At 69.9% G+C, this 12,975-nt stretch carries 15 protein-coding genes; 5 read left to right on the forward strand and 10 right to left on the reverse strand.

Translation table 11 applies throughout. The features are described 5' to 3' along the window. Positions 1-104: 104 nt before the first annotated feature. A complete protein-coding gene (locus ACFORO_RS18490; RefSeq protein ID WP_354742515.1) occupies positions 105-1,244 on the reverse strand; it encodes a GuaB3 family IMP dehydrogenase-related protein in 1,140 nt (379 codons plus the stop codon). Between the two features lie 84 nt (positions 1,245-1,328). On the opposite strand from ACFORO_RS18490, the gene ACFORO_RS18495 reads away from it, so the two are divergent. Continuing rightward, positions 1,329-2,651 carry an MFS transporter gene (locus ACFORO_RS18495; protein WP_377874692.1) on the forward strand — a complete coding sequence of 441 codons (1,323 nt, stop codon included), beginning with the start codon at positions 1,329-1,331 and terminating at the stop codon, positions 2,649-2,651. Here the strand turns inward: ACFORO_RS18495 and ACFORO_RS18500 are convergent. Both ACFORO_RS18500 and guaB read right to left on the reverse strand, forming a co-directional pair. Beyond that, positions 2,603-3,019 (reverse strand): DUF3574 domain-containing protein, encoded by a 417-nt coding sequence (locus ACFORO_RS18500; protein WP_377874694.1) that lies wholly within the window; start codon positions 3,017-3,019, stop codon positions 2,603-2,605. The genes ACFORO_RS18495 and ACFORO_RS18500 overlap by 49 nt on opposite strands. A gap of 70 nt (positions 3,020-3,089) precedes the next feature. Next, positions 3,090-4,601: an IMP dehydrogenase gene (gene guaB / locus ACFORO_RS18505; protein WP_377874696.1), complete on the reverse strand. Its 1,512-nt coding sequence runs from the start codon at positions 4,599-4,601 to the stop codon at positions 3,090-3,092. Between the two features lie 139 nt (positions 4,602-4,740). On the opposite strand from guaB, the gene ACFORO_RS18510 reads away from it, so the two are divergent. Then, positions 4,741-5,136: a DUF5319 domain-containing protein gene (locus ACFORO_RS18510; protein ID WP_009072430.1), complete on the forward strand. Its 396-nt coding sequence runs from the start codon at positions 4,741-4,743 to the stop codon at positions 5,134-5,136. A 276-nt stretch (positions 5,137-5,412) separates the two neighbouring features. On the opposite strand, the gene ACFORO_RS18515 is transcribed toward ACFORO_RS18510, so the two are convergent. The 6 genes from ACFORO_RS18515 to ACFORO_RS18540 all read right to left on the reverse strand — a co-directional run bounded on the left by ACFORO_RS18515 (position 5,413) and on the right by ACFORO_RS18540 (position 10,242). Beyond that, positions 5,413-5,727, reverse strand: coding sequence for a hypothetical protein (locus ACFORO_RS18515; RefSeq protein ID WP_354742488.1), 315 nt, complete (start codon positions 5,725-5,727; stop codon positions 5,413-5,415). 71 nt (positions 5,728-5,798) lie between these two features. Continuing rightward, positions 5,799-6,740, reverse strand: coding sequence for an anti-sigma-D factor RsdA (locus ACFORO_RS18520; protein ID WP_377874701.1), 942 nt, complete (start codon positions 6,738-6,740; stop codon positions 5,799-5,801). Then, positions 6,741-7,313: a sigma-70 family RNA polymerase sigma factor gene (locus ACFORO_RS18525; protein ID WP_009072423.1), complete on the reverse strand. Its 573-nt coding sequence runs from the start codon at positions 7,311-7,313 to the stop codon at positions 6,741-6,743. 323 nt (positions 7,314-7,636) lie between these two features. Continuing rightward, on the reverse strand, positions 7,637-8,233 hold the full coding sequence (locus ACFORO_RS18530) for a response regulator transcription factor (RefSeq protein ID WP_020662719.1): 597 nt from the start codon (positions 8,231-8,233) through the stop codon (positions 7,637-7,639). A 131-nt stretch (positions 8,234-8,364) separates the two neighbouring features. Beyond that, positions 8,365-9,327, reverse strand: coding sequence for a hypothetical protein (locus tag ACFORO_RS18535; RefSeq protein WP_377874704.1), 963 nt, complete (start codon positions 9,325-9,327; stop codon positions 8,365-8,367). 9 nt (positions 9,328-9,336) lie between these two features. Further along, the gene (locus ACFORO_RS18540) at positions 9,337-10,242 is read right to left on the reverse strand and encodes a MerR family transcriptional regulator (RefSeq protein WP_377874721.1); all 906 of its coding nucleotides are present in this window, start codon (positions 10,240-10,242) and stop codon (positions 9,337-9,339) included. 247 nt (positions 10,243-10,489) lie between these two features. Between ACFORO_RS18540 and ACFORO_RS18545 the strand changes: the two genes are divergently transcribed. After that, complete coding sequence (locus tag ACFORO_RS18545) at positions 10,490-10,792, forward strand: WhiB family transcriptional regulator (protein WP_037816439.1); 303 nt, start codon at positions 10,490-10,492, stop codon at positions 10,790-10,792. Between the two features lie 6 nt (positions 10,793-10,798). Here the strand turns inward: ACFORO_RS18545 and ACFORO_RS18550 are convergent, their stop codons facing one another. Continuing rightward, positions 10,799-11,440 (reverse strand): TetR/AcrR family transcriptional regulator, encoded by a 642-nt coding sequence (locus tag ACFORO_RS18550; RefSeq protein ID WP_377874706.1) that lies wholly within the window; start codon positions 11,438-11,440, stop codon positions 10,799-10,801. Positions 11,441-11,534: 94 nt separating this feature from the next. On the opposite strand from ACFORO_RS18550, the gene ACFORO_RS18555 reads away from it, so the two are divergent. Together ACFORO_RS18555 and ACFORO_RS18560 are read left to right on the forward strand one after the other, a co-directional pair. Then, entirely contained in the window at positions 11,535-12,275 is a 741-nt protein-coding gene (locus ACFORO_RS18555; RefSeq protein ID WP_377874708.1) for an SDR family NAD(P)-dependent oxidoreductase, read from the forward strand. A gap of 63 nt (positions 12,276-12,338) precedes the next feature. After that, positions 12,339-12,911 carry a GNAT family N-acetyltransferase gene (locus ACFORO_RS18560; RefSeq protein ID WP_377874711.1) on the forward strand — a complete coding sequence of 191 codons (573 nt, stop codon included), beginning with the start codon at positions 12,339-12,341 and terminating at the stop codon, positions 12,909-12,911. The last annotated feature ends 64 nt before the right edge of the window (positions 12,912-12,975 follow it).

A 12,975-nucleotide genomic window follows, 5' to 3' on the forward strand; every position in this document is an offset into this window, starting at 1 on the left:
GACACCGGACTCCAAAGATAACGAAAGCATAACGGAGACCGGGCCGCGTGGTACCCGGCGGGCACAAAAAAGGCCCCCGTGAAGGGGGCCTTTTCGCGAGTACCTCAGCCGCGGACGGTCAGCCCGACGCGCTGGAACTCCTTCAGGTCCGAGTAGCCCGTCTTCGCCATCGCGCGGCGCAGGGCGCCGAACAGGTTCACCACGCCCTCCGCGTCCGAGGACGGGCCGAACAGCAGCGTCTTCAGGTCCACTGCGTAGTCCGAGTCCGGACCAGCGACCACGCGCGAGCGCGGCAGCGACGGGTGCGCCGCGGCGGCGGTCCAGTACAGGCCCTGGCCCGGCGCGTCCGACGCGGTCGCCAGCGGGGCGCCGAGCATGACCGCGTCCGCGCCACAGGCGACCGCCTTCGCGATGTCGCCCGACGTCGTGATGCCGCCGTCGGCGAGGACGTGCACGTAGCGGCCGCCGGTCTCGTCCAGGTAGTCGCGGCGGGCGGCGGCCGCGTCCACGATCGCCGTCGCCATCGGGGTGCCGATGCCGAGCACGCGGTCGGTGCTGGTGACGCCCTCGGTGTAGCCGTGGCCGACGATGACGCCCGCCGCGCCGGTGCGCATCAGGTGCATGGCCGTGCGGTAGTCGCTCACGCCGCCCGCGATCACCGGCACGTCGAGACGGCCGATGAACTCCTTGAGGTTGAGCGGTTCCGCGTCGCGCTGCACGTGCTCGGCGGAGATGATCGTGCCCTGCACGACCAGGATCTCGACGCCCGCGGCGATCAGGTCCGGGGTCAGCTCGGCGGCGTGCTGCGGGCTGACCCGCGCGGCCACCGTCACGCCGGATTCGCGGACCGTCTTGATCGCCTCGGTCAGCAGGTCGAGGCGGATCGGAGCGGCATGCAGCTCCTGCAGCTCGCGCACGACCGCCGCCGGGTCTTCGCTGTCCTCGGCCGCGCGGACGAGGCGGAAGATCGCTTCCTCGACGTTCGCGTGCCGGGCCCAGAGCCCTTCGGCGTTGAGCACGCCGAGGCCGCCCAGCTCGCCGATCGCCACCGCGGTCCCCGGCGACACGATCGCGTCCGTCGGGTGGGTGACCAGCGGCAAGTCGAACCGGTACGCGTCGATCTGCCAGGCAGTGGACACCACCGACGAGGAGCGCGTCCGCCTCGACGGCACGATCTCCACGTCATCGAGGTCATACGCCCGCCGCGCCGTGCGGCCCATGCCGATCTCGACCAGATCCCGCACGTGATGTCCCTTCTCGCGCCCGCCGTCTTCGAGGTCCATTGTCGCGAGTCGGCGCGGGTGACCTGCGCGCGGGGGACCGTTGCGGTGGCGACAACCACCGGTTGTGCGCGCGGTTGTTTGCCACCGGCGCGGGCTGGTGGTTGGCTGCCCGGCTGGACGAGGGGGACGGTTTTGGCGCTGGGCAAGGACTTTCACCGGCTGTGGCTGGCGTACGCGGTCAGCATCGCGGGCACCTACTTCGCCCTCGACGCCTTCTCGATCATCGCGGTACGGGTGCTGCACAGCAGTGCCGCGCAGGTGTCGTTGCTGGCCGGAGCCGGGCTCGCGGTGGGTTCGCTGGCCGCGCTCCCGCTCGGTCCGTGGGTGGAATTCCGGCGGAAACGGCCGGTGCTGATCGCCATGGACCTCGTCCGGTTCGCCGCCCTGCTCACGCTGCTGCCCGCGTATCTGCTCGACCTGCTGACGTTCGCCCAGCTCGTGGCGGTGTCGGTGATCGTGGCGGCGGCGAACATCGCGTTCACCTCGGCGAGCGGCGCGTATCTGAAGTCACTGGCGGCTGGTCCAGACCTGCTCACCGCCAACGGCCGGTTCGAGACGACACTGTGGACCGCGACCGCGATCGGCCCACCAGCGGGCGGTGCCGCGATCGGGTTCTTCGGCCCGCTCGCCACTGTGCTCCTCGACGCGATCAGCTACTTGCTCTCCGCGCTCTCGCTCTCGACGATCCGCACCCGCGAGCGCACTCCGGCCCGCCCCGCCGCCTTCCGCGCCGCCGACCTCGTCGAGGGCTGGCGGTACGTGTTCCGGCACGCCCGGCTGCGGATGCTCTTCCTCAACTCCTGTCTGGTCAACGGCCTGATCATGGCCACCGCGCCGGTGCTGGCGGTGCTCCTGCTCGGCGAACTCGGCCTGCCGACCTGGCAGTACGGGCTCGCGTTCGGCGTCCCGTGTCTCGGCGGCCTGGTCGGCTCCCGGCTCGCCCGCCGGCTGGTGCCGCGCCACGGCCGGGTCCGGTTGCTGCCGATCGTCGGCGCGGTCCGGACGTGCTGGGTCGTGCTGCTGGCGTTCGTGCCGCCCGGGATCGGCGGGCTGTTCTGGGTGATGGCGGTGGAGTTCGGGCTGATCATCAGCTCGGCGGCGTACAGCACGGTCCTGGCGACCTACCGGCTCGAGGAGACCGAAGACGGCTACGTGAGCCGGATGTTGTCCGCGTGGCGGATCAGCAACGGCGCCTGCACCGCCGGGTTGACGCTGTTGTGGGGCGTGGTGGCGACGTGGCTGGGCACGCGCGGAGCGCTCGGGCTGGCGGGCGCGTTGATGCTGGCGGCGCCGTTGCTGCTGCTCGGGTGGAACCGCGTTCAGAACGAGACGCGCGCGGTGGAATCGGTGCGCAGCACGGATTCCTGATCGAACAGGTGCTTGTAGTCGGTGCGGATCTGCTCGAGGTCGGCGTTCGCGTGCTGGTTCGTCGGCGGATACAGCACGACGAGCACGATCGAATGCTCGCGCACGACCGCGCCGCCGCCGGACCGCCATTGACCGGTGCCCTCGAGCTGGGTGAAGCCGTCTGGGAAACGCGGCGTGATGTCCTTCGCCGAGAAGTCCGCGAACTCCTTCTCGGTCACCTCGCCGCCGGGCTTCGAGGTGCCGAAGTACAGCTCGGTGCGCTTCCACAGCGAGCTGTCCGGGGAATCCGCCGCGGCCGCCGAAGCCGCCCCTCCCCCGAGCACCATCGCGGCAGCCGCCGTCAGCACGAACCTCCGGGAAAACCGCATTCGCCCGCTCCCCTCGCCGTCACCTGGAGATCCAGTGTGGCGGGAGGAAGGAGCGGGCGAACAGGGTCGATCAGCGGGTCGTGTAGTTCGGGGCCTCGACCGTCATGGTGATGTCGTGCGGGTGGCTTTCCTTCAGCCCGGCCGCGGTGATCCGGACCAGCTGCGCCTCCTGCATCGCCGCGATCGTCTCCGCGCCCGCGTAGCCCATGCCCGCGCGCAGACCGCCGACGAGCTGGTGGACGACGTTGGACAGCGGACCGCGGAACGGGATCCGGCCTTCGATGCCTTCCGGCACCAGCTTGTCCTCGTTGAGCACGTCGTCCTGGGCGTAGCGGTCCTTGGAGTACGACTTCGCCTCGCCGCGCGACTGCATGGCGCCCAGCGAGCCCATGCCGCGATAGACCTTGAACTGCTTGCCGTTGACCAGGATCAGGTCGCCCGGCGACTCGGCAGTGCCCGCGAGCAGGCTGCCCAGCATCACCGAGGACGCACCGGCCGCGATGGCCTTCGCGATGTCGCCGGAGTACTGGATGCCGCCGTCGCCGATCACCGGGACACCCGCCGGGCGACAGGCCTGGTCGGCCTCGTAGATCGCGGAGATCTGCGGCACGCCCACGCCCGCGACGATCCGCGTGGTGCAGATCGAACCCGGGCCGACGCCGACCTTCACGCCGTCCACGCCCGCGTCCACCAGCGCTTGCGCACCGGCCCGCGTGGCCACGTTCCCGCCGACGATGTCGACTGTGTCGCCCAGTTCCTTCTTCAGCAGCCGCACGGTGTCCACGACCGCACGCGAGTGGCCGTGCGCCGTGTCGACCATCAGGACATCCACGCCAGCCTCGGCGAGCGCCATCGCGCGCTTGTGCCCGTCCGGTCCCACGCCGACCGCGGCGCCGACGACGAGGCGGCCGTCCGGGTCCTTCGAAGCCCGCGGGTACTGCTCCGTCTTCACGAAGTCCTTGACCGTGATCAGACCGCGCAGCTTGCCCGCGCCGTCGACGATCGGCAGCTTCTCGATCTTGTGGCGGCGCAGCAGCCCGAGCGCGGCCTCCGCGGTGACGCCGACCTGAGCGGTCACCAGCGGCGTCCTCGTCATGACCTCGCTCACGAGGCGCGTGTGGTCGACCTCGAACCGCATGTCGCGGTTGGTGATGATGCCCACGAGCGCGCCGGACGCGTCAGTGACCGGGACACCGGAGATCCGGAACCGCGCACACAGGGCGTCGACCTCGGCGAGGGTGTCGTCCGGGGCGCAGGTGACCGGGTCGGTGACCATGCCCGCCTCGGACCGCTTGACGACCTCGACCGCCGCCGCCTGCTCCTCGATCGGAAGGTTGCGCTGCAGCACGCCGATGCCGCCCTGGCGGGCCATGGCGATCGCCATCCGCGCCTCGGTGACCGTGTCCATCGCGGCGGAGACCAGCGGAACGTTGAGCTTGATGTTGCGGGTGAGCTGCGTGCTCGTGTCCACCGCGCTGGGCACCACGTCCGATTCCGCGGGCAGCAGCAGCACGTCGTCGAAGGTCAAGCCGAGCATCGCGAACTTGCTGGGCACTGCGGGGGTGATGCTTTCGCTGGTCATGAGGGGCGAAGGGCCTTCCTGGCGGGAGTGGGCTGGAGTCGCGGGCAGCGGTGCCTGGCGTGGGCCGAGGGGCCTCGGGCCTTCCCCTCATGATATCCGGGCCGGGGCCCTGGCCCGGGTGGGTGGCCCGGCGGGTAGCGTGCAGGCCGTGCCGCACGATGTGTTGCCCCCCGATCCGTTCGCGGACGACCCGGACGATCCGGCCCGGGCCATCCCCGACCCCGACGACCACTTGGAAGAGCCGATCAGCGCGGACGAGCGCACCGAGCTGCTGGCCGACCTGTCCGACCTCGCCGTGTACCAGGCTCTGCTGGAGCCTCGCGGGGTCCGCGGCATCGTGGTCGACTGCGGCGAGTGCGACGAACCCCACTATCACGACTGGACGCTGCTGCGCGCGAGCCTGGAGCAGCTGCTGTCCGACGGCCGGATGCGCCCGCACGAGCCGGCCTTCGACCCGAACCCGACCGACTACGTGAGCTGGGACTACTGCCGCGGGTTCGCGGACGGGGTCACCGCGAACGAAAGCGCGTACTGACTTCTCCGGTCCTGAACAGCCTTGAAAAGAAGGTCCTGGTGAGCTTGGCCACCAGGACCTTCTTTGTGTGCGCGGACAGGTTGTCCACAGGATTTGCCCACAGTTGTGTCGACTTGTGGACAACCAGGAAAGCGCCCCAATGTGGCGTTGGGTGCGTTGAGCGCACCGAACGCCACATTGGGTGCGTCAGATGCACCCAACGCCACATTGGGGTTTTTCCTCGCGAGCGGAGTGGTGCCCGGCCTCCTCGGCTCGGCAGGGCGCTCGCCGGACAGTTCAGCGGCGGGACTTCCCGATCTGGGCTTTGGCGACCTCAGCGTCCGCCAGCGCGATCATCGCCCGCTCGGTCAGATTCGGCCACGGCGGACGGTGTACCACGGCCAGCGTCGCGAACGCCGCCGCCACAAAACCGGTGCACGCCCCGATCAGCGCGATCCGGCCTTGGTCGACCGCGGGCGTCCAGGTGACGCCGTCAGCATTGATCGTGTACAGGCCGACCGCACGCCCCGGTCCGCCTCGACGGCCTTGCCGGGTGACAGTGATCAGCACTGTCCCGCCAGAGGTCTCGTAGGGCTCCCCGAAAACCAGCACCGCGCCTCCCCCATTGAAACCGGTGAACGAAAAAGGTCCCGGCACTGTCCGTGCCGGGACCTTCGTGAAACCTATGAGCCGCTGGTGCCGTTAGGCGCCTGCACCCCTTGCGACGACTCGTTGCGCGGGCTGCTGCCCGTGCCCGGATCGTTCGGGGTGGCGCTCGCCGACGGCGGCGGCGAACTCGGCGTCGACGTCACCGGCGGAAGCGGCGTCACCGACGTGACCGGCGGCGGATTGGTGTGCCCGCCTCCGGTGCCCGGCAGCGACGTCGACTGGCCGGGCGGCTGCGCCGCGCTGCTGACCGGGTCGTGCACCGGCGGAACGGCGGGCGGCGGCGACGGCTTCTGGTCCGCGGGCGGGGCCGTCGGCTGGCCGAGCTGTGCGGCCAGTTCGCGGTGCTGCTGCATGAGCTGGTTGCGGTTGTCCGCGTCGGTGACCTGGGTGAGCGCGGCCTGCGCGTCGGCGAGCGCGCGCCGGGCGTCCGCGAGCCGGTTGTCGGCCAGCGCCAGGTTCGCCTTCTCCAGGTCGAGCTTCGCCGCGGCGGCGGCCTCGACGGAGCGGGCGTGGTCGGCGTAGAGCACCTTCGTGAGGCCCCACAGCGTGTCGCCGGGCTGGGCGTCCCGCGCGGCGAGACCGGTGCCGGTGAAGGCGATCGCGGCGGCGGCGCACGCGGCGGCCACCGGCACGAGATAGCGGCGGCGACGGCTGCGGCTTTGGTATTTGCGCGCCAGCGTGGCGGTCTTCACCGTGGTGACCGCGGTGTCGACGTCGACCAGCTCGGCGAGCGGTTCGCTGTCGATGTCGCGGCGCCACGCGAGCAGCAGCGCGTTCAGTTCCTGGTCCCCGAGCCCGTCGGCGACAGCCGGATCGGTCCCGCCGAGCGCGTCGAGCAGCGCGTCGTCGGCCTGGATGGCCGTGAGGTCGCCGTCGGCTTCCGCTTCGTACCCGGTCAGGCCGCTGGCCTGCGCGGAAGGTGACAGGTCTCTGTCCCGGTCTTCGCGATCTGTCACTCAGATCACCTCCTCGGCGGCAAGCACCTTGCGCAGCCGGGCGAGTGCCCGGTGCTGGGCGACGCGGACGGCGCCCGGGGTGGAACCGACGGCTTCCGCCGTCTCCTCCGCCGACAGTCCGACCACGACCCGCAGAACGACGATTTCCCGCTGTTTGTCCGGCAGCACCTGCAGCAACTGCGCCATCCGCTCGTTCAGCTCACCCTGCAGGGCACGTTGCTCCGGGCCGACGCCGCCCTCGATCTCGTCGGGGATCTCGGCGACCGGCTCCGCCCGGTTGCGAGCCGCGGCGCGGTGCGCGTCGGCGACCTTGTGCTGGGCGATGCCGTAGACGAACGCCAGAAAGGGGCGGCCCTGGTCACGGTACGAAGGCAATGCCGTGAGCACCGCGAGACACACCTCCTGCGCAACGTCGTCTGCCGAAGCGAACGAACGCTCCTGCCTGCCAACCCTGGCGCGGCAATACCGCACCACAAGGGGACGAATGGCAGCCAGCAACCGCTCCACTGCCTGAGGGTCTCCCTCGACAGCGGCGGCGACCGGCTCGTCCAGTCCATCCCCCACAGTGGCCATCGCAGACAACAGTCCCAGCGTTACGTGTAGGCGTGCAAAGAATCCGGCGCGTGGTCGTCCCCGTCCTGCGCCGGTCACAGCTACCGTACCGTCGGAGTCCTACCAGACAACCGCCAGAGGTGGTGACCGGCGCGCCGGGCGCGGCCGGGCGGCGATTGTCGCAGGCAGACGGGCTGGGGCAGTGCCGTCACGCGGTGGGGACGCGGGCAACGACGCGGAGCAGGGGCCAGGACAACAGGTACGGGCCAGGGCTTGGCTGCCCTGGCCCGTTCGTCACCGCGGGAATCGGATCGGAAGTCCCGTACTGGCTTGCTCTGCCTCGGTCAGGACACGAGACCGCGGCGGAAGCCGTGCGCGACGGCCTGCGCCCGGTCGCGGACGCCGAGCTTGCGGAACAACCGCCGCGCGTGCGTCTTGACCGTGTCCTCGGAGAGGTACAGCTCACGGCCGATCTGGCCGTTGCTCTTGCCCTGGCTCATGCCGCGCAGGACCTGCAGCTCGCGCTCGGTGAGCTGCACGCCCGGGTCGGACGGCTGCCGCGGCGCGGGCACCGAGGTGCTGGCCAGGGTGTGCGCCAGCGCGGCGACCAGTTCGGGCCGCGAAGCGTCCCAGCGCAGGTAGCCGCGCGCTCCGCCGGCGATGGCGGCCGCGATGCTGCCCGCGTCGTCCGGGGCTCCGAAGACGATGACGTTCGCCTGGGGGTTCGCGGAGACGAGCCGGCGGGTTGCCTCGACGCCTGTCGGGACCGCGCGTTGCGTCCCGACCAGCACGACGTCGACCGGCTGACGGGTGTACCGGGCCAGCAGCTCGTCACCGTGCGCTACGCAGTCGATGCGACTGACCCCAGGCACCGCGGACATCACACGGGTGAGCCCTTCGCGGACACTGCGTCGGTCGTCGCAGATCAAGACCGTCGTCACGGGGTTTCCTTCCTGCAGCCGGGTGACATTCCACTTCCCCTATCGGACGCTTTAGTCCGAACCTTGACACGATCCGGTGGCTTTTTTTGAAGTTTCTTAGCCCGGATGCCGGAACGCCCGTTCCCGCAGGCCTACCCGGGTCCGACGGGCACCCACGGCGATTCACGTGCGATGCGCATCATGCAAGGATCCGCGTGCCGTAACACTGCGTGCAACACCTGGCGACTCCTGAATCGATACTCCTCGGCCCGGTCGGGTTCCAGATCAGCGGCGACGCGCGCGGCCACCCAATTAAGTGAATCGAGTTCATATTTCTCGGCGTCTTCGGCGGCTGTGAGAACGAGTTCCCGCGCGCCGCTTTGATGGGCGGCGAGCAGGGCGACGCCGAGGACGATGCCGGACTTCACGACGTGTCGCTGAGCGTGACAGGCGACAGCGGTCTCATAGGCGAGACGAGCCGGGGCGACGGCTGCTTCGGGCTGACCGTCGGCGAGTTCGATCTCGGCCCCCACCCAGCCGCCCCGGACGGTCGCCCGCCAGCGACGGTCGGTTTGGGCGGCCCGGATCGAGAGGCGGCGGGCGGCGGAGATGCGTCCGAGGGCGAGGTTGTCGGCGGCTAGGCCCAGGAGGGCGTCGGCTCGCGCACCTTGGAGGTCTAGGCCGTTGGGGTCTTCGGCGGGGGCGCTGCCGGGGCTGTCTCGGCTGGCGGATGAAGCGGGCGTGCTGGAGCTCGCAGTGGCGGGCAGCAGGGACGTTGTTGGGGAATCAGTCGTTGCCAAGCCGGCAGCCCTGCGCTCCCCTGCTCCGCGCAGCCCGACCGCCAGCAGCGCCTCCCCGTCCAACTTCCGCGCCGCCACGTGTCCGCCAAGCTGTCGCCGATGCGACGCGAGCGTGCTCGCCGCCAGCGAGGCCGTCAGCGGGTCTCGGCCGCGGCGAAGCGGGTCGAGCACGGCCGCGGCCGTCGCGTATCGGCCGCGGGCGCCCAGCACGATCGCCGCCAGGAGGCGTTGCCTTGGCGTGCCGTCGCGAGGTATCGAGGCCGCCGACCCGGCGTCCGAGCCGAACGCGAGGGTCGTCAGCGCTTCTTCGTCCACCCCACCTTTCTAGCGTGGAGCACCGACAAGAACGTGCTCCACGCGGTCGGCCGCCGCGGAAAGATCACCGAGCAGCTCGACTTTCGGCGGCAGCAGCGCCGGATCCCAGCCGGGGCCGCACGCGAACAGGCGCGTCCGCTGCCGTCCGCGAGACACGCGCGCGAAGAGCCGTGGATCGGCGTTCGCCCGATTCGCCCACAGCACCACCGCGGCGGGCGCGCTTCGCCGTACCGCCACTGCCAGCACTTCTTGAGGCAGCGCAATGCCGAAGAGCTGCGCGCCGATCCGCCGTCCCGCGAGAGCGGCCGCGAGCGCGTACACCGGCATGTTGTCCCGTTCATCGGGCACACACGCGAGAAGGACTGGCCGTTGGTTGCGAGGCTCGTCGAGGACCGGCGTCGCGCGCACTAAAGCCGCGTACACGCACTCGGCAAGCAGGTACTCCACCTCCGCGCCCGCGTGCACGCCTCGCCACCGTGCGCCGAGCGCGGTGAGGACTGGGTCGATCACGCCAGTCCACGCCTGAAGCACGCCTAGCTCGCAGATGGCGTCGACAAGCATTCGCTGTACCGCGCCGACGTCCATCGCCAACGCCGCAGTACTCAGTCGGCGCGCGAGTCGCGAAGGGACTTCGAAGTCGTCAGCCGCAGCCTTCGCCTCCGTTGCTTCAGCAGGCTCCGCAGGCGCTGGAACGAAGTCCGCACGCGGCATCTGCTCTAACGCGTACTGCGCGGCCTCCGCTGTTGAAGCGCCACGAAGGAGCGCGCGCTGCATGAGTTCGAGACGGCCGATGTCAGAGCTGCCGTAGCGGCGATGTCTGCCGTCGGTGTGGCGACTGGGCCCCAGGCCGTAGCGCCGGTCCCAAGTACGCAGGGTGGACGGCGCGACACCGAGCCGGCGGGCGACCGAGGCCACCGGCAGGGTGGGTTCTCCATCGCCTGATCCGGATCCCACCCGGTCAATATCCAGCCAGCTCGCAGTAACGGCAACCCGAGCCAAAAGCCCAGCTCACACATCTGGGGGATGCCTAACGGCTGAATCGCCGCCGATCTATTGAACAACTATTGGCGCGCTTCTAACGTTACCGCCGTTGCACCGAATGGAGTATCGGCACCACAGCAGAGCAGCTAATGGCATCGACCGGATGACGGAGGCGGTCAGGATGGCAGACACGCGCAGGCTCCCCGGCCCCAACGCAGACATGTGGGACTGGCAGCTGGAGGGGTCGTGCCGGGGGATGGACAGCGGATCCTTCTTCCACCCGGACGGAGAGCGGGGACCGGCGAGGGCGCGGCGCGAGGCCAGGGCCAAGGCGATCTGCCTGTCGTGCCCGGTGCTGGAGATGTGCCGCAAGCACGCGCTCGCCGTGCACGAGCCCTACGGCATCTGGGGCGGACTGTCCGAATCGGAACGAGACCACATCATCAAACAGGACAAACGCGCGTTGACCATGGCGCACATCTGACTTTCATCACGGCGCGGAAGGGGCGGTGTCCACAGTGGACGCCGCCCCTCCGCCGTTTTCCGGCCACATCGAGAGCGCGAGGTCGATGACGGTCATCAGCGAGTCGAGGCCGACGCCGTCGCGCGCCTGCATGGTCAGTCCATAGAAGACAGTCGCGTAAAGCGCGCCGAGCGCTTCAGTGTCCACAGTGGCCGCGAGGTCGCCTTCTTCCACCCCGCGGCGAAGGCGCGCGCAGAGCTCGCGTCGCACATTGTCGCGCGAAGCAGCGAGGAACTCCCACACGGAAGCGTTGGCCGGCGTGCAGTTGGTGGCCGCGAGAACGACCATGCACCCCGTGGGGTGTCCGGGTTCCACGTACGCGCAAGCGTTGTTGCGAAGCATCGCTTCGACGGCCGCGCGCGCTGTCGGCTCTTCGGTCAACGCGCGCATCGTGTGCCGTCCATGCGCAGCTTGGTAGTGCTTCACTGCTTCGCGGAACAGTGACTCCTTGTCCCCGAAGGCTGCGTACAGGCTCGGCGGCTTGATCCCCATCGCCTCAGTCAGCTCCGCGAGCGACGCGCCGTCGTAGCCGCGCTCCCAGAACACCAACATGGCCTGCGTGAGCGCGTGCTCGCGGTCGAACGCGCGCGGGCGGCCGCGGGGTGACATGGACCACCTTCTTTAGCGATCGATACAAAAATCTTGACCCAGCCCATCGTACGCGGCTATTTATTTAGTCATCGCTACAGAAAGAGGTGGGGGCATGGGAACCCTGGGCGGCAAGGTCGCACTGGTCACCGGCGGAAGCCGCGGGATCGGCGCGGCGATCGCACTCCGGCTGGCCGAGGACGGCGCGGACGTCGCGATCACCTACGAACGCGCCGCGGACCGGGCGGCGGACGTGGTCGCGTCCATCGAAAAACTCGGCCGGCGCGGTCTTGCCCTGCAGGCAGACGCCACGGACGCGGCCGCCGTGACCAGCGCGGTCGACCGGACCGCGGCCGAACTGGGCGGGCTGGACGTGCTGGTGAACAACGCCGGAGTGTTCCAGGTGGCACCGATCGACGAACTGACGGCGGAGGCGATCGACCACACGCTGGCGGTCCACGTGAAGGCCCCGCTGGTGGCGGCCGGGGCAGCAGTGCGGCACATGCCGCGGGGCGGCCGGATCGTGACGATCGGCAGCGATCTGGCCGAGCGCATGCCGTTCGTCGGAATGAGCCTGTACGCGGCGAGCAAGTCGGCCGTGGTCGGGATGACCAAGGGCCTGGCGCGAGACCTGGGACCCCGCGGAATCACGGCGATGGTGGTCCACCCAGGCTCGACGGACACCGAGATGAACCCGGCGGACGGGCCGCATTCCGGTGACCAGTTGGCGCATATCGCGTTGGGACACTACGGAAATCCGGCGGACATCGCGGCCGCGGTGTCGTATCTGGCGGGGCCGGACGGGCGGTATCTGACGGGGACCTCGATCACAGTGGATGGCGGGTTCACTGCCTGATCGTCTTGCTGGGGAAGCCGCGGTTTCCGGACCGCGGCTTTTCCGGTGCCTATGCTTCACGGGGTGGAGTTCCGCGCGCTTACCGCCGAGAGCTGGCCGGATTTGGAGCGCGTCTTCGCCAGCCGAGCTCGGCGAGACGACAGCTGCTGGTGCCAGCGGTTCCGGACGCATAGTGCGCCGGACAACCGCTCGGCCTTGCGGGCGGAGGTCGAAACCCTTGCGGTGCCGGTCGGGCTCGTCGGATATCTCGACGACAAACCCGTCGGCTGGACGCGGGTGCAGCCTCGGACCTTGCTGCCTGGAGTGACGGGCAACCGTGCGGTGCGCAGTCTGCTTGACGACGACCCGGATGCTTGGTGGGTCACGTGTTTCGTGGTGCGTCGGGCATGGCGAGGAGCTGGCGTCGGGGTGGCGCTGTTGGAAGCGGCGGTCGAATGGGCGCGGGTGCACGGCGGATCGGTGCTGGACGGGCATCCTGTCGATGTCGCCGCGCTGAAGGCTGCGCCGTCGCCGTCAGCCGTCTTCACCGGTACGGCGGCGATGTTCGCGCGGGCGGGCTTTGTTGAGGTGGGGAGAACGTTTCCCAGCCGACCGGTGATGCGGAAACGCTTGCGCGCCGACGGTGCCGTGACCTGATCCGGAGGCCGTGTCATGACAACCGTGTAAGCCGCGGATGGACCAAGATCGGGTCGCTGACGGC

It is taken from the genome of Amycolatopsis halotolerans, from assembly GCF_042647905.1.
GTDB lineage: Bacteria > Actinomycetota > Actinomycetes > Mycobacteriales > Pseudonocardiaceae > Amycolatopsis > Amycolatopsis halotolerans.